This is a genomic window from Amycolatopsis sp. NPDC051373, assembly GCF_040689465.1.
In the GTDB taxonomy this organism is placed as follows: Bacteria; Actinomycetota; Actinomycetes; order Mycobacteriales; family Pseudonocardiaceae; genus Amycolatopsis.
On sequence record NZ_JBFBAE010000002.1, the window covers coordinates 87,557 to 103,327 of the forward strand.

Consider the following 15,771-nt stretch of genomic DNA (forward strand, 5'->3'; position numbering starts at 1 on the left):
ACGCCCCCTCACGCCTGCGACTGATGCGTCGGCCGCAGGCGCCCGAGTGCACGCACCCGCGTGCGCCACCCGGCGCTCGCCCGTGCCAGCGGTGGTGAGGCGCCGGCCGCCTTGGCGCGCAGCCCGTCGACAAGTTCCGCCAGTGTGTCCTCGGTGCTGTGCCGCGGCTGCCAGCCCAGCACCACCTCCGCCCGGGTCGTGTCCACGAGCGCCGCCCGGTCGGCCAGTTCGAGCCACCCTGGATGCAGCGGCTGCAGTCCGGCCGTCCACGCGACCCGGGCCACGAACCGCGCGACCGACTTGCGCACGGGCACGCGCGCGCCACCGAAGAGCCGCGCAAGCGCATTCGCGTCCAGCACATCCGGCGCGGCCAGGTTGAACGGCCCGACTGCACGCTGCTCGAGGATGAGCCGCAAGGCCGAAGCCACATCGTCGGAGTGCACCGCCTGCACGCGCAAACCGTCCCACAGGGGAACGGGCAGTAGCCGGCCGCCGAGCAGCCCGGGCGAGATCAACGGCCCCAGCAGCCACCGCGTGAACTCCCCCGCCGCGGGCCGCTGCAGCACCGCGCACGGCCGGATCCGCGCCAGCTCGATCTCGGGATGCGTCTCGACGAACGCGTCGAGCACCTCCTCCAGCTCCGCTTTGCCGCGACTGTAGGCACTGGCCGGGACTCCCGCGCGCGGGAACTCCTCCGCCACCTTCTCATCACGCGGCCCGGGCCCGTACGCGGCGACTGACGACGCGCACACCACGTGCCCGACCCCCGCTTTCGCTGCGGCGTCGAGCACGTGGCGGGTCCCGTCCTGATTGGTGCGCCACATTGCCGGTTCGTCCCACACCGGCGAGATCGCCCACGCGAGGTGCACGACCGCGTCGGCTCCGGCGAACGCGCGCGCCAGCGCCTCCTCGGCGCCAGGCTCCCCCAGGTCGAGGTGCAGCCAGGACACGTTGGCGTAAGGCTCCGCGGTGAGGTCCGGGACGCGCCGCGCAACGCCGGTGACCTCCCACGAGGAGTCCAGCTCACGCAGCAGCGCCGTCCCGATGTTTCCGCTCGCGCCGGTGATCACGATTCGCACGCTGCAGGACTACCCCGGCGCGGCGCGTGGTAACCCGCACGCTCACACGTCGGCCGAACCCGGCTTCATCATCTTCCCCGCTGTGCGGCCTTGACCTCGTCCGGCAGCATCCGCGAACCGGCGGCCATCACCTTGTTCTTGGCCCCGGCCACGATCGTGTCGTCGCCGGCCATGAGCGCGGCGATTCCGGCTTCCGCGACGTCGGCCGCACTGTCTTTCGGACCCGCGCCGGTCATTGCGTCCTCCATGTCGGCGCGCGCTCGAAGAACTCGGTGTCGGTCGGGCCGGGAGCGGTCCCCGCGACCGACGACGTGAACAGCACCCGGCCGCGCCCCCGCTCCACCATGTCCGGCACGAGCTGCTTCGCGAGGTGCACAAGAGCGCACGTTCAGGTCCACCACGGTCAGCTGGTCGTCGAGCCGGGTGTCGCCTGCGAATTCGCCGTTGATGCCGGCCCCCGCGTTGACGGCGAGCGCCTCGCCCGGGGCGCTGTCGCGGCGACGTGTGCGACGAGTTCCTCCATGCCTTCGGGCCGCGCGAGGTCCGCCCGCACCTGCTCTACCGCCGCACTGCCGGACCGCACCTGCTCGGCCAGCTCGTCGTCCTCGCTGGTGAGCACGACGTCGAAGTCGTGCTGGGCGAACTGCGGCTTGCACGACGTGCACCCCTTTCCGGGCCTTGCCCGGGTGTCGGCCGGCTTTTCTTGACCCCTCACCGGCCGTCTTGGCCGTTGCCGGCAGCTGGTCGGACCGGGATTCGGCTTCCGCGGCTCGACCGCGGTCGCGACACCGCTGAAGGCACGCGTTTCATGTCAGCTCCCCCGAAACCAAAAGGTGTTCCGGCAATCGATCTGAGGACGACCTTCCGGCGCGGTCTCAGGTCCGGTACGGGCCGTGGTCCTCGATGTCCGGGCTCACTCGCGGGTAAGGGCCGGCCTGGCCGGGTACCGGAGCGACGGTCGTCGGCTGCCACGCCGCGTCGGCGGCCGTGGGTTCGTGGCCGTGTTCGGACGGCGGACCCGGCTGCGGGCCGGGGGCCGCCCGGGTGGCGTCGCGCTCCTGCAGGCTGGTCTCGACCAACTCGTCCTCCCGCCGCCGGGCCAGCGCGACCAGCGTGAACCCGTGGATCACCGCCAGCAGCAGGAGGAACACGCCCACGCGACCGACCACCGCCGCGGTCGAACCCGACCAGGTCGGGCCCACCACGGAGAGCAGCGCGAGGGCGCCGATCGCGACGAGGTGGAAGACCGCCACCACCATTCGCGCCATCGAACCGGTCGCCTCGTTGCCGGTCGAGCCCCGCAGATATCGCCGGCCGCCGCGGTAGAGAACCTGGCCGTCGGCCACCACCAAGATCAGTCCGATGACCAGGAAGCCCAAGAGATCGTTGTCGGGCATCGTGTCCTCCTCGTTTCAGGAGGGGTACCCGCGAACTACGGTGCGACGGGGCTTCGGGCCGGTTGTTCACCGGATCGAGCGGCCGCGCGATCTACTCTGTCACCACCGTGCACAACTCCGGTCAGCCCAGCTGTGGCACGTCTCCCGGGAAGCTGATCGGCAGTTCGTAGGGGCCGCGAGCCGAGCGGCCGCCGTTCAGCCGGCCGTGGAAGTACATGTGGCCGGCGACGACGTCGGCGCCGCCGGGGGCGTCGGCTTTGCCAGCGAGGAGGTCGGTCGAGAAGAACTGGGCGTCGGCCTTGACGAAGGGGCCGGTCAGGGTGTGCCCGCCGACGACGGTGACATCGACCCGCAGACCTTCCTCGACTCCGACGGACGGCACGCGGTACCTGCTCTTCCACTCCGCGGACACTTTTCAAATCACCACCGACCACACCTGCTCTGCCCCCTCCGGCTTCGCCCACGACCGTGTTTCACACCGGCGAAACCGTCTGGCGGTCGCCACCGCCGCCCTGGTGCTCCTGCTCGCGCACGGCCCCGCTGCGTGGGCGGCGAGCGTCCCGAAGTTGCTGATCGGCCAGGACTTCCCGGACCCGGACGTCGTCAAGACGGACCAGGGCTACTTCGCGTTCTCGACGAACACCGCGTCGGGCACGATCCCGGTCGTGACGTCGTCCTCTCCTGAAGGCCCGTGGCGCGTCACCGGTGACGCGTTGGCAGCCGCGCTGGAGACCTCACCCACGGGTTGGCTCGGCACACCTTGCCGTCTGCGACGACAGGCCACACCGCAGACGGATCGGCGCCGTCGAGCCGCGCGACGTAGGTGTCCGAAAGCCCGAACGTCTGCTGCATCATCACCGGCGCGAGCGCACCGTCGGCCGGACACCCGGCATGGCCGTGCCCGAGTGCGTGGCCGACTTCGTGGTTGACGGCGTACTGCCGGTATTCGGCGAGGTGACCGTCGAACGCATGCGTGCCGCGGCATCGACGCCGCGAGCCCCACCGCGAAGACCAGGCAGCCACCATGGCGTCGTCCAGCTCGTCCAGTACCTCGACCGCGTCGGCGCAGAACGCGTCGACGACCGACGGTGCGAACTGCCGGCGCGGTCCCGGCGCCATTCCGCATTGTCGAACTGTCCGAGCTTCGGAACGCAGTTCACCAGTTCGGCCTCGCCTGCTACCCGTCAACCAGCCCGAGCTGCTGGAGAAGCCCGAGGTCGTCGAGCCGGCCCCAGCGCTCGACGATCCGGTCACCCGAGATCCGGAAGACGTTGATGCCGCGCAGCGTCAAGGTTTTGCCGGAGCCGGGCACACCCATCAGCTCGCCACGGTGCGTGCCGCTCGCGGTGAACACCTCGACCACGATGTCGCCCTCCGCGATGAGCCGGTCCAGGCCGCTGTGCCAGTCCGGCAGGGCCTGCCGGAACGTGGTGGCTGCCACGCGCATGCCCTCGGGTCCCCCCGGAGCGCCCGGGAACGGCGGGTCGTGGTTGACGAAGCTCGGGTCGAGGTAGCGTTCGACGGCGCTGAGGTCGCCCTTGGTGAACAGTTCCTGGATGAACGCGTCTACAAGATGCTTGTTGTGTTCTGTAGTCATGCCGCTCATTGTCTGGCCCCACCGGTACCCAAACCATCCCAACGATCTGGGATTTCCCTTTCCGTCGCTCGCGAGTGACACTGTGGACATGGCGAGATCCGGCCGCGCCGAGCAGGACCTCCTTCGGCTGTGTCACTGTGGCATGGACCGCGAGGGCGTGCGGCGCGAGGTGCTCCGGGCGCTGCGCCGACTGATCCCGAACGACGCGGCATTCCTGGCGACGGCGGATCCGGAGACGCTGCTGTTCACAGGAGCGTGGCCGGACGAGCCGCTCGGCACGGTAACGCAGCTGTTCCTGGACAACGAGTTCGGCCGGGACGACGTGAACAAGTTCGCCACCCTGGCCACCACTGCACGGCCGGTGGCCAGCTTGGACTCCACGACCCGCCGCGACCGGCCGGCCAGCGAACGCTACCGCGAGATCATGCGCCCGCTCGGTCTCGGCGATGAGCTGCGGGCCGCGCTGATCGCGGGTGGCCAGTGCTGGGGCTACCTGTGCCTGCATCGCGAAGACCATGAACTTGGCTTCACCGCGACAGAAGCGGCCACCCTCGCGCGCGTTTCCCCACACATCGCGCAGGCCCTGCGCAACACCATGCTGCTGTCCGGCTCCCCGGCCGCCGCCCCCGCACTGCGGCCCGGAGTCGTGCTACTCGCTGACGACCTCAGCACGATCGCCATGACCCCGGAAGCCGAGCACCTGCTCTCGATGCTCGAGCCCGGTCACCTGCCACTGCCCGTCGCGGTCTACAGCGTCGCGGCGGCCCTTCGCGGCCTCGAGCGGCACCCCGCGGGCCCGCTACCCAGCACCCGGGTCCGCACCCGCGCCGGACCCTGGCTCAACCTGCACGCCTCCCGCCTTGCCGGGCCGCCCGACGCCGCGCACATCACCGTCGTCGCGGAACCCGTGGAGCCCCGCGCCGCCGTGCCGCTCATGCTCTCCGCGCACGGACTCACCGCGCGCGAGGCCGAGGTTGCCACCCTCGTACTGCGCGGCAACCCGACCCGCACGATTTCCGCGACCCTGCACATCTCCGCGCACACCGTGCAAGATCATCTCAAGGCCGTCTTCGACAAGACCGGCGTCCGCAGCCGACGCGACCTCGTCGCCCTCCTGCTGAGCCCGCCACCGCCCTGACTGGCCATCGCGTGCGTCCCTCGACGAACTTCCTCACGCTCCTGACGACGCGCCCTGATCAGCTCCTGAGTCGCCATCGGTCGGCCTCCCACATCCGGAGCCGCCGCGACAGCCGGTAGCCCACAACGGCGGCCACCATCGGCACGGCGACCGCAGCCCGGGTCTTGACGAAATCGAGCACAACGGATTACCCGGCCGTGGCCCGGTACTGACATCGGCGCCCACCGAACCACCAACGCGACCACTTCTCACCGATATCGGTCGTGAATCGGGAAAGTGAACCGTGCGCACGGCGGTAGCGGCGATGCCCGTCGTCGCAGAAACCGTAGCTCTGGCGGTCAGAAGCGGTCGTGCTTCCGCTGGCGCGTTGTGCTGTGGTCGGCGGCTATCCGTGCGTGGTGCTTGACCTGCATCCGGGTGTGCTGCCGTAATCTCGCGTCACGGAGTCATCACGGGGTGGGGTGCAGGAGCAGTTCGGCGATCGTTCGCACGCGGGCACGGGTGATGCCGGTGCGTTGTTCGACTGCCAGTGGGTGGTCGGTGGGCTCGAGTTCCACGGTTGGCCGGACGCCGACGGGCTGACTGTGCAGGTTCGTTTTCAGGTTCAGGGTTGTCGGCTCGTAGGTGGGGAGTTCGGTGGCGAGCCATCCGAAGTAGGGCGGCTCCTGCACTCGCTCCGGCTTGTCCCACAGTTCGGTGACGCGGGCGAAGTTGGCCTCGCTGAGCGACACCCACACGCCCCATTCGAAGTCGTCGCCGGCATCCGTGGTCGGCAGGACCAGGCGAGCCCTGATGAAGAAATGCTCTCCATCGATCACGCATTGCTCGTCACCGAGGATGCTGTCAGGTTTGCCGGCCAGGCCGTCGTGCCAGTAGGCCGGTGCGAATGTGCCATAGCCCAACGGGAGCTCGTCGTGGTGCTGGCCGCAGCATGAGCAGTCGAACCCCAGGTCGGTCGTCATGGCGCACAGCATAGGCATGCCTCGCACAGCCTTGATCGATCCGGTCTCGGCCTGGGCCGCCATCGGTGCAGCACCTGCTCATTGAGGTCGACAGGTCAAGGGTGGGTCCGCCCCTCCGACTACGTCAACAGTTGTGAAACGGCCGGTGTGCCGGTCCGCCAAGGCCGATCCGGCCACTGTGGACAACTTGCCGGGCGTGGAACGCGTGCGAGCGCGATCGCCGAAGGAGCCGGGTTCATCAGCGCTTTCCCGGGCACCCCTGTCTGGCTGATGGATCACTGCCCTTGGTGATCAACGGGCCGCACGCCGAATGCTGCACCGGATGGACGATCACGTTGAGCTACGCATTGCCGGTCAGGTAGTCGGTGGGGGTGCACCCGCTGAGGCTGCGGAATCGCGGTTGGAGTCCGGCGCCCCCGGCCGTGCGCAACGTGAAGGCCTCCGAGGAGCCTCGGTTCCCCGTCGACCACCGGGCTGAAGCCTCGAACCCCGTTGCGCCAGCACGGGCAGGTGTGGCTGAGATGCTGTTTCTTCATGCTCGAGGTGTCCGCCCTGTCCGACGGCCAGGTGCCCGGCCTCCGTCGTCCGTCAGGGCAGGTCTGTCGGGCAAGTCATCAACCCGGTGGCCTCGTCAGGAACTGACCTCGTGAGCACAGCCGACGCGTGCGCCGATCACATCCGCACGTACCGGGCGATGTCTTCCCGGAACTCTGTCAGGGCCTGTTCGGTGAGGGTGGGCCGGGTGTCGGCGATGGCGGTGAGGTAATCCTCGGTGCCGGCGGGGGCGCCGCGGCCGTGGACGACATCACGTTCGAACGCGGCCTGGGCTCCTTTGCGAGCAGCGAACTCGATGTCGGCGGGGGTGAACATCTCGCTCGCCGCCACGAGCCGCTCCAGCTCGACGCCTCCGGCCACGGGGCCGAGGTACCGCCGCCAGATCGCCGCCCGCGCCGCCGGGTCCGGGGGACCGACCGGGAGAACGTAGTCGAACCGGCCCGGGCGCAGGAACGCCGGATCGAGAGAGCGGACGGAGTTGGTGGCGCAGATCAGCAGGCGGTCGTCGTGGTCGCGGAAGCCCGGGATCAGTTTGAGCAGCTCGTTGGTGACTCCGTGGCCAGGATCGACGGCCAGCCCGGACCGGACGCCGGCGATCTCCTCGACTTCGTCGATGAACAGCACAACGGTCTCGAGGTCGGCCAGGTCGGCGAACGTGTCGCGCAGTGAGGTGGCCAAGCCTCCGGCTCCCGACGACGCGAGCCTGGAGGGGAACAGCTCCACGAACGGCCATTCCAGCCGGGAGGCAACCGCTTTGGCGAAGCTGGTCTTGCCCGTACCCGGCGGCCCGAAGAGGATGACCGCCTTCGGCGGCACGACGCCGTACCGGTCCGCCAGCACGGGCTTGGCCAGCGGCAGCACGATCCGCCGCTCGATGGTTTCCTTCTCCCGCTCCATCCCGGCGAGATCGGTCCACAGTCCCCGCGGGAGAACCCGCCCGCCGAGCTCCGCGAGCAGACCCGCGTCGCTGGCGCCGAGATGCTCGACCTTTTCGTAGAAGATCAACCCGGGGCGAGCCGGATAGCCGGAGTTTTCCAGAGCCGCGGTTCCCGTCGCGCCGGGCGGGAGCAGCGCACTGATCCGGCGGATCCCCTGCTCCCTCAGCCGCCGCTCGAGTTCGCCGATCAGGGAGCTGCCGATCCCCCGGTTGCGCCACCGCCGGGCGAGCGACACCCCCGTGATCCAGGCCCGCTCCCCCTGTGCCTGCGCGACCGCCATCCCCACCAGGTCATCGCCGACCACCGCCACCACGACAACGCCGGTCCGGGTCGCAGCCATGACCTCCGAAATCGGGAACACCGGAGGCGAGTCGCCCGCCTGCCGGTCCTGATCCCAGAGCTGGATGGCGCGGTCCAGATCGTCGTCGTGGAAATCCCGCAAACGCCACGTCGGCACCATCAGCACGGTACCGGCCACCGCGCCTGGTGTGCGAGGCCGAACGTCCCGGAGCGCCGCGCTCGGCTATTCGAACCCTCGCAACACCGCCGGCGCACCGGCACGGGCGAACTTTGAAGGTGCCCAGGCCAACGTCGGTTACCAATCGGTAGCCGTGGCCAAGGAGGCAGGACGTGACCCGGTTTCACTTCACCACGGCTTGAGAACTCCACCGAATCGCCGCCGAGCGCGGCGGCCGACCAGCGGGCGGCCCTGGTGCCGATCACTTCTCGAACCAACGACACTTCCGAACGGACGGCCAGCAGCAGTCAGGAAGGCGTCAGGTGTCCCGCGGCGGAAAATCAGCGCTCATCGGCATCGCCTCCGTACCCACGCTGAGGTGCCGGATCAGCCAGGTTCGACGTCAGCGGATCCGGCCGACACAACGTCTCCGACAGCGGCAGGCCATCTCTCTCGGCAACGGTCCGACGCACCCGCAATTCGGCGCGGGTCCGCGGACGGTACTTGGGCTCCTTCTCGCACCCGCATGCCGATCGCCCTTCGTAGCGCAACCCTTCGCCCAAGACCGCGGTCAGCACAGACCATCCGCGGACATCACGCCTCGGCGGCGGGGCGAAGTCTCGGCGGGCACACGTGAGGGGCCGGGCGCAGTTCGGGCACAAGTGCTCCTGCCGCACCGCAGCCGGTTCCGCAGTTTCGACCGCCACGACCACGTTCGACCAGCTCGCGGTCGGCTGCCAACCCCCGACAGACCTGCTCCAGCGCGTGCCGGCAGAAGGCTTCCAGGGCGTCTTGTAGCCAGACCGTTGGGCTGACCGCTTGACCGGTACAACCCCGCTGCGTCAAGGACGCGCCTGGCGCGACGACCTGGAGGTCATCGAGGGCGCCTTGCACGCCTGGAACGACGATCCGTGCACCAAGGAACCTGGCTCCGGCGCACGGACACCTACTCGACGTCACCGACGACGCTGCAGCGTTCGGAGGGTGTCGGCTACGGAGCCCGATCGAAGACGTCGCAAGTGCCGAGGCCACGGTCCGATGTCTCCGACACCGAGATCGCCATCACCTGATCGAAGGGGAATCCGGTGAACGTGAACGTCGCCCCGGCGTCTTGCCCGCCGATCGTCTTGTGCTGCGTGCTGGGGCGCTCATCGAAGGTCTCGGCGAAGACGGTCAAATTCGCGGGGCCCGGGTAGGTGACGTGGACATCGAACCCACCGGCGGTCGCCGTCGCGGTCGCCGTGTACGGGTCGCAGATCAGTTGCTCGAGGTTCTCGACGTGCGCGTGCAGCAGGCTTGCCGCACGCAGGATGGTCGCCTCGCCGGTGCCGCCGTCGGTTGCCGTGGCCGACGACGTCGCCGCGTCGTGGGCGGCTCGGAACGGCTGCAGACTCTCCGCTCGACGAGCGTTTGCGCCGACCCCGACTATCACGACGACCAGCACCGCCCCGATGATCCACGGCCAGCGCCGCCTCGCTCTGGACGCTGGTTGTGGCGGGACCAACGGGTGTGAGTTGGACACTGGTGCTCCTTCGCTGACATCAACACGACATGGTCGGTCCGACCGCACCCGGCGTTACCGGCCACCACCGGGAATTCGGCGCCCCGCGCCCCAGGGCCTCCCTCCGACGAGCAGCGCGCCGGCAGCGGACAACACGAGGCGGCCGTCGGGCAGCCGCCGCGGGCGAACAACGGCGCTGGCCAGAGCACGTTCACGCCCACGGGCAGCGCGACGCTGACCGCGAGCCACGCGGTAGACGAGAGCGGCGTCGAGTGAGCGGATTCACTACGCGGTCTCGATCAGGAGTTGGGGCAGATTCGCCTGCGCCGAGACTCTCCCCGACGACAAAGGCCGACCTGGGCTGCTTCCGCAACCGGACCGAGCACCCCGAATGGGCCTGCCCCCGGACTCGACGAGTCGCTCGGAGTCCGCTTCGGACACCGGCGGCACGACCTGGCTACCGGCCACCTCGGCACGTCACTGGATCACCGTGATACCCGCGCAATAGATGGTCGCGCCGACCCCCTTGGCCACGGCGGTCGGAGCTCCAACAGGGCCGGCTGAGAATCCGCTGCTCGACGCGCCCGGGCACCGGCTCCGTCGAGTCTCCGGGCTGCTCGGCGGCCCGAAGAACCCTGACGATCCAACGGACCTGCGCTCCGGGATGCACCGGCTGTTCGCCGATCTCGAGCACGTCCTCGCCCTGCCGGGAGCCACGATCGCAGACGTGATCGACGTCGACAAGTTCCTCGTCGACGTCGACCGAGCTGACCGCGGCTCCGGGTGGTCCTGCTCAACGGAGTCCGCCGAGCATCGAGGTCAGCTCGCCCCGGCTGTTCACCCCGAGCTTGTCGTAGATCGCCTTGAGGTGGTCCGCGACGGTGTGGCGGGTGATGAACAAGGCGCTCGCCAGCTCGAGATCGTGAGCCCTTGCACCGCCAGCGCTGCGACTTCCCGCTCGCGCGCGGACAACTTGTGCGCCCGCATCAACAGCGGACGTAAATCCGCCTGGCATGCGGGTTCGATCGTCACTGCGATGGCCCCGTCTCCGAGCGCCGAGCTTCCGGACAACCTCGCCGCGCGCACGACAAGCCAGGTTCCGTCGTCGGCGCGGATGCGCAGCTGGGGGGTCGAGGGTGGCAGGACATCGGGACCGAGCCGGGCAGCGATCGCGTAGACGAATCCGGGGAGCGGATCGCCCCCAGGTGCGGTCTGCGGGAGGCGGGAGAGCCAGCGGTCCGCCTCCGGCGTCGACGCCACCGGGGCGAGGCCGCGATCGAGGATCAGCGTTCCGGCCTCGTCGCCGCTCGGCCGCCCGCCCGCCCGCCGGATCGATCGTGCTCCGCCGCAGGCGGCGGCCCAGGGTCGGCACGATCTTCCTGACCGCGTCGACGTCGGCCGTGGTGAACCGGCGACCGTCGTGATCGCGGAACAGGTGCAGTAGCCCCCAGCAGGCGCCGTCCGCGGTGAGGGCGACGGAGAGCCCATCACGTAGTCCGCCCGGCTGCCCCATCTCCCACCAGTACGACTCAGGCCATGGCACACCGTCGGCGTCGACGCTCGTGAAGGCAAAGCCCCTATCGGTCAATTCCCGGGTCGCAGATCCTCGTGCAGGCGCAGATCACCAGCCTGATCACCCAAGGCGCCTTCGCCGACCTGCCCGAGCTTCGGGTGACCTTGCTGGAATGCGGGTTCTCGTGGCTGCCGGCCCTGCTGTGGCGGTTCGACAAGGACTGGAAGGGCGTCTGGCGCGAAGTGCCCTGGCTGACCGGCAAACCCTCGGAGGTCGCGCGGCGGCACCTGCGGCTCACCACGGCGCCGGCGCACCTGCCGCAGGATCCGCTCCAGGTCAGGCAGGCGCTCGACCTCTTCGACGCGGGCACCATGCTGATGTACGCGAGCGATCACCCCCACGACCACGGCACCGGCGGGCAGCGGCTACTGGCGGCACTGACCGACGGCGAACGGGAGCGGGTCCTGGCCGGCAACGCCGACGCCTGGTACTCGTTCGGCCTGTGATTCTCGAGGGTTTCGCGGACCGCTCCGTCATCACTCCCGCGGGCGGCCGGGTCAACGTCCGCATCGCGGGCCCGAGATCGACGAGGTGTACCGGCCCCATCACCTCGACGGCACAGCGGCGGCTCACCATGCCCACCACGGCAGAGAAACTCAGCCCAGGGGCCATTTCCGTCGATGTAGACGGGTCCGAGTCGCCTCTCAGGACGTCACCGCGGCGGCGCCGGCCGGAGCGGGGAAACCTCCTACGGCTTGCTCGTAGGTGTGGGCGACGCGCAGGACGGTGGCGTCGTCGAACCGCTTGCCGATGATCATCATGCCGGCGGGCAGGCCGTCCACGAGGCCGGCGGGGACGCTGCAGGCCGGGTGCCCGGTCACGTCGAAGGGCGCGGTGTTGCCGATCATCGACAGCGCCGTGTCCAGGTAGTCGGCAAGAGACACGTCCGGCGACGGCAGCTCCCGCGCGACGTAAGGCAGCGTCGGCATGACGAGGACGTCGTACTCGGCCAGTGCCGCGTCGTAGGCGTCGCGCAATTCGTACGAGAGGTTGCGCGCCATGGCGTAGTACTTGCCGCCGCCGAGTTCGAAGGTGTAGCGGCCCGAGAGGCCGACGAGCTGGACCGTCTTGGACAGGTCGCGACCGCGCGCGACCCGGCCCTGGGCGTAGTGCGCGATCAGCTCGGGGTCGTACTGGCCCCAGGTGCCCATTCCGTACCCGTGGCCCTCGATCATCTGGTAGGCGGCGCCTTCGGTCGCGATCACGTTCCACACCGCCATGGCGTCGAGGTGCCACGGGACCGAGACCTCGTCAGCGGTCAGCCCGGCCGACCGCAGCACCTCCACGGCGCCCCGGACCGCGTCGTCGACGCCGGTCAGTGACACAGGTGTGGCGAATCCTTCCCGCACGACGCCGACCCGCAGACCAGAAGCGCTCTCGCGCAGGGCGGCGACGTAGTCGACCGGATCGAGGACTGACGGCTGGCGGGAGTCGTAGCCGTCGACACCGGCCAGCACGCCCAGCATCAGCGCCGCGTCTCCCACCGTGCGCGTCATCGGCCCGAGGTGGTCGATGGTCTGCTCGATCGGGAAGGCACCGGTGTAGGGCACCAAGCCGTACGTCGGCTTGTGTCCCACGATCCCGGTGAACGACGCCGGGATCCGCACGGAGCCGCCCTGGTCCCCGCCCACCGCCAGGTCGACGTCGCCGTTCGCCACCAGTGCGGCGCTGCCGCTCGAGGAACCACCCGCGTTGCGCGAGAGGTCCCACGGGTTGCGCACCGGCCCCGGCCACGACGTGAAACTGCCCCCGGAGAAACACAGGTCTTCACACGTCGACTTGCCGGAGATGGTGGCGCCCGCGGCCAGCAGCCGGCGCACGACCGTGGCGTCCCGCCTCGGCACGAAGCCGTCCATCGACGCCGATCCGTTGACCATCGGAATCCCGGCCACGGCGACGTTGTCCTTCACCGCGACCGTCCGGCCCGCCAACGAGCCTTCCGCCGTCTCGCTGATCGCGGTCCGCACCGACCAGGCGTTGAACGGATTGTCCGCCGGCAGCGCGAACTCACGCACGGGTGCCTCGGGCGCGGACCTGCGGTAGAGCCGCTCGACCTCCTCCGACGCCGCCAGCGTCCCCTCGACCGCCGGGACGAACTCCCCGACCTCGGCCTGGGTCAAGTCGAATCCATAGTGCTGCGACAGAGCCGCGAGCCTTACCGCATCGGGCACAGGAATGGCCATGACCGCTCCCTCGAGGTCGGCGATGGGGTCGAACCTAGGGACGATCGGCCGGCACGTCAACGCGGATCGAGCCGACCCGGGGTTTCGGTAATGGGTTCTGTTGCGGAGCAGGGCAGGCCTACAGAGCGTCAGATCCGCGTTCGCCGGTGCGGACGCGGACGACGGTTTCCACCGGGGTGACCCAGATCTTGCCGTCGCCGATCTTGCCGGTGTGGGCGGTCTCGCGCACCGTGCGCAGCACCGCCTCGACCTGGTCGTCATCGAGGAGGATTTCCAGGCGGAACTTCGCGATGAAGTCGATCGCGTATTCGGCGCCGCGGTAGATCTCGGTGTGGCCTTTCTGCCGGCCGTATCCGCGGACCTCGGTGACCGTCATGCCCGCGATGCCGAGTTCCTCCAGGGCAACCCGGACGTCGTCGAGCACGAACGGTTTGACGACGGCGGTCAGCAGCTTCATCGAGTCTCCTCGCGTGCCGGCCGGTGCGATCCCGGGGCACCGGCGGGCACGCTGCCCCGGCGTCCGGATTGGACTGCCAGCTCATACGCGCCTTCGGCGTGCTCGGCCTCGTCGACACCGTCGATCTCAGCCTCGCGGTCGAGCCGGAATCCCATGAACTTGTGCATGACCCAGCCGATCAGGAAGGTCACGACCAGCGAGTACCCTAGTACTGCGAACGTCCCGGCCGCTTGGCGCCACAGCTGGTCGAGTCCGCCGCCGTAGAACAGGCCGTCGACCCCCTGTGGATCCACGCTGACGGTCGCGAACAGGCCGATCAGCAGTGTCCCGATCAAGCCGCCGATGCCGTGCACCGCGACCACATCCAGTGCGTCGTCGAACCCGAACCGGTACTTCAGTCCCACGGCGAACGAACACGCCACCCCCGCCACCAGGCCGATCGCGATCGCGCCGAGCGGTTCGACGTAGGCACACCCGGGCGTGATCCCCACCAGCCCGGCCACCGCACCGGACGCGGCGCCGAGGGTGGTCGGTTTCCCGTCGCGGAACTGCTCGACGAGCAGCCAGCCCAACACCGCGACCGCCCCCGCGACGGTGGTGTTCAAGAACGACGTGGCGGCCAAGTTCTTCGCCACCAGCGCGGAGCCGGCGTTGAAGCCGAACCAGCCGAACCACAGCAGCCCGGCGCCGAACATCACGAAAGGCAGGTTGTGCGGCCGGGCGGCCTGCCTCGGCCAGCCGTGGCGGCGACCGAGCACGATCGCCAGCGCCAGCGCGGCGGCACCGGAATTCACCTCGACGACGGTGCCGCCCGCGAAGTCCAGCACGTGCAGCTTGCTCGCGATCCACCCGTCGGGTGCGAAGACCCAGTGCGCCACCGGCAGGTAGACCAGAGTGACCCACACGACGGAAAACACCGTCCACGTCCAGAACCGCGCCCGCTCGGCGATCGCGCCGGCCAGCAGCGCCACCGTGACGACCGCGAACATCATCTGGAAGGCGACGAACGCGAACAGCGGCACCTTGTTCCCTGCCGGCCCGATCGTCTGCTCCGCGATCCCGCGCAGACCGGCCAGCCGCAGATCGCCGAGCAGCCCGCCGAACCAATCGGCGCCGAACGCGAGCGAATACCCGTAGACCACCCAGACGAGGCCGACGGTCGCGAGACAGATGAACGTCATCGCCATCACGTTCAACACACTCCGCGCGCGGACCATCCCGCCGTAGAACAGCGCGAGCCCCGGCGTCATCAGCATCACCAGTGCCGCGCTGACGAGCAACCACGCCGTGCTTCCCGTATCCACCACGCCCGTACGTCTCCTCATCTCGCCGACCCGCGGCAGGAAGCTAACCGGGCGGTGTTACCGGCATGTTTCCGCTGTGAGTCCACCGCCTACTCCGAACGCGACAAAACGGCTGAATCGGATCCGGCGGTTCGTCACCGACAGCGGCGGGTATCGCGAGACCATCCTCGTGGGGTGTTTCGCCGGCGACTACCGCGGGTAAGCGCTGGTCACGACAGAGGAGGAGCCATGCCCGAGCAGAGCTGGAGTGACAAGCGCGAACGTCAGTACGAGCACATCAAGTCGTCGCAGAAGAAGCGTGGCGCCAGTACGGGTCGGGCGAAGGAGATCGCCGCGCGGACGGTCAACAAGAACCGCGCCCAGTCCGGCGAATCCCGCACGGCCAGCAAGAGCTCGACGCAGGACATGTCCCCGCAAAAGCGTGGCGGGAAGCGGTCGGGGAACCGGCAGGGCCCGGGCGGGCCGACCAAGGAGCAGCTGTACAACGAGGCCAAGAAGCGCAACATCAAGGGGCGCTCCACCATGACGAAAAAGGAGCTGCAATCCGCCCTCGGCCGCTGAGGACACGTGGCTGAGTTTCCACTGGCTGGACCCCATTGCGCACAAACAGCCGGGGCAGTCCACTGGGCG

Annotated in this window: 18 protein-coding genes; 3 read left to right on the forward strand and 15 right to left on the reverse strand. The window is 69.4% G+C overall.

What is annotated here, in order from left to right; all coding sequences use genetic code 11:
* Window positions 1-8 precede the first annotated feature (8 nt).
* The 8 genes from AB0383_RS03850 to AB0383_RS03885 form a co-directional block, all read right to left on the reverse strand.
* Complete coding sequence (locus tag AB0383_RS03850; protein WP_364176157.1) at window positions 9-1,079, reverse strand: NAD-dependent epimerase/dehydratase family protein; 1,071 nt, start codon at window positions 1,077-1,079, stop codon at window positions 9-11.
* A 68-nt stretch (window positions 1,080-1,147) separates the two neighbouring features.
* Window positions 1,148-1,315 carry a hypothetical protein gene (locus tag AB0383_RS03855; protein ID WP_364176160.1) on the reverse strand — a complete coding sequence of 56 codons (168 nt, stop codon included), beginning with the start codon at window positions 1,313-1,315 and terminating at the stop codon, window positions 1,148-1,150.
* On the reverse strand, window positions 1,312-1,455 hold the full coding sequence (locus tag AB0383_RS03860) for a hypothetical protein (protein WP_366185027.1): 144 nt from the start codon (window positions 1,453-1,455) through the stop codon (window positions 1,312-1,314). The genes AB0383_RS03855 and AB0383_RS03860 overlap by 4 nt, the downstream gene beginning before the upstream one ends.
* Before the next feature lie 27 nt (window positions 1,456-1,482).
* A complete protein-coding gene (locus tag AB0383_RS03865; RefSeq protein WP_364176163.1) occupies window positions 1,483-1,794 on the reverse strand; it encodes a hypothetical protein in 312 nt (103 codons plus the stop codon).
* 160 nt (window positions 1,795-1,954) lie between these two features.
* A complete protein-coding gene (locus AB0383_RS03870) occupies window positions 1,955-2,476 on the reverse strand; it encodes a hypothetical protein (RefSeq protein ID WP_364176165.1) in 522 nt (173 codons plus the stop codon).
* Between the two features lie 121 nt (window positions 2,477-2,597).
* The gene (locus AB0383_RS03875) at window positions 2,598-2,858 is read right to left on the reverse strand and encodes a hypothetical protein (RefSeq protein ID WP_364176168.1); all 261 of its coding nucleotides are present in this window, start codon (window positions 2,856-2,858) and stop codon (window positions 2,598-2,600) included.
* 317 nt (window positions 2,859-3,175) lie between these two features.
* Window positions 3,176-3,595 carry a DUF3152 domain-containing protein gene (locus tag AB0383_RS03880; RefSeq protein ID WP_364176171.1) on the reverse strand — a complete coding sequence of 140 codons (420 nt, stop codon included), beginning with the start codon at window positions 3,593-3,595 and terminating at the stop codon, window positions 3,176-3,178.
* A 58-nt stretch (window positions 3,596-3,653) separates the two neighbouring features.
* Window positions 3,654-4,073 carry an ester cyclase gene (locus AB0383_RS03885; RefSeq protein WP_364176174.1) on the reverse strand — a complete coding sequence of 140 codons (420 nt, stop codon included), beginning with the start codon at window positions 4,071-4,073 and terminating at the stop codon, window positions 3,654-3,656.
* Window positions 4,074-4,161: 88 nt separating this feature from the next.
* Here AB0383_RS03885 and AB0383_RS03890 point away from each other — a divergent pair, with 88 nt between their 5' ends.
* On the forward strand, window positions 4,162-5,211 hold the full coding sequence (locus AB0383_RS03890; protein ID WP_366185031.1) for a LuxR C-terminal-related transcriptional regulator: 1,050 nt from the start codon (window positions 4,162-4,164) through the stop codon (window positions 5,209-5,211).
* A gap of 449 nt (window positions 5,212-5,660) precedes the next feature.
* Here AB0383_RS03890 and AB0383_RS03895 read toward each other — a convergent pair whose 3' ends face one another.
* From AB0383_RS03895 to AB0383_RS03910, 4 genes are all read right to left on the reverse strand, one after another.
* The gene (locus tag AB0383_RS03895; protein ID WP_364176180.1) at window positions 5,661-6,173 is read right to left on the reverse strand and encodes a DUF2199 domain-containing protein; all 513 of its coding nucleotides are present in this window, start codon (window positions 6,171-6,173) and stop codon (window positions 5,661-5,663) included.
* Between the two features lie 672 nt (window positions 6,174-6,845).
* Window positions 6,846-8,144 carry a GNAT family N-acetyltransferase gene (locus AB0383_RS03900; protein WP_364176183.1) on the reverse strand — a complete coding sequence of 433 codons (1,299 nt, stop codon included), beginning with the start codon at window positions 8,142-8,144 and terminating at the stop codon, window positions 6,846-6,848.
* Window positions 8,145-9,114: 970 nt separating this feature from the next.
* The gene (locus AB0383_RS03905) at window positions 9,115-9,567 is read right to left on the reverse strand and encodes a hypothetical protein (protein WP_366185034.1); all 453 of its coding nucleotides are present in this window, start codon (window positions 9,565-9,567) and stop codon (window positions 9,115-9,117) included.
* A gap of 850 nt (window positions 9,568-10,417) precedes the next feature.
* Window positions 10,418-11,137, reverse strand: a complete 720-nt coding sequence (locus tag AB0383_RS03910) for a LuxR C-terminal-related transcriptional regulator (RefSeq protein ID WP_366185505.1) — start codon at window positions 11,135-11,137, stop codon at window positions 10,418-10,420.
* Window positions 11,138-11,232: 95 nt separating this feature from the next.
* Here AB0383_RS03910 and AB0383_RS03915 point away from each other — a divergent pair, with 95 nt between their 5' ends.
* On the forward strand, window positions 11,233-11,643 hold the full coding sequence (locus tag AB0383_RS03915) for an amidohydrolase family protein (protein ID WP_364176191.1): 411 nt from the start codon (window positions 11,233-11,235) through the stop codon (window positions 11,641-11,643).
* Window positions 11,644-11,841: 198 nt separating this feature from the next.
* On the opposite strand, the gene AB0383_RS03920 is transcribed toward AB0383_RS03915, so the two are convergent.
* The 3 genes from AB0383_RS03920 to AB0383_RS03930 form a co-directional block, all read right to left on the reverse strand.
* Window positions 11,842-13,380, reverse strand: a complete 1,539-nt coding sequence (locus AB0383_RS03920; protein WP_364176194.1) for an amidase — start codon at window positions 13,378-13,380, stop codon at window positions 11,842-11,844.
* A 118-nt stretch (window positions 13,381-13,498) separates the two neighbouring features.
* On the reverse strand, window positions 13,499-13,837 hold the full coding sequence (locus AB0383_RS03925; RefSeq protein ID WP_366185037.1) for a P-II family nitrogen regulator: 339 nt from the start codon (window positions 13,835-13,837) through the stop codon (window positions 13,499-13,501).
* Window positions 13,834-15,144, reverse strand: coding sequence for an ammonium transporter (locus tag AB0383_RS03930; RefSeq protein ID WP_364176200.1), 1,311 nt, complete (start codon window positions 15,142-15,144; stop codon window positions 13,834-13,836). The genes AB0383_RS03925 and AB0383_RS03930 overlap by 4 nt, the downstream gene beginning before the upstream one ends.
* Before the next feature lie 225 nt (window positions 15,145-15,369).
* Between AB0383_RS03930 and AB0383_RS03935 the strand changes: the two genes are divergently transcribed.
* Complete coding sequence (locus AB0383_RS03935; RefSeq protein WP_364176202.1) at window positions 15,370-15,702, forward strand: plasmid stabilization protein; 333 nt, start codon at window positions 15,370-15,372, stop codon at window positions 15,700-15,702.
* Window positions 15,703-15,771: the final 69 nt, after the last annotated feature.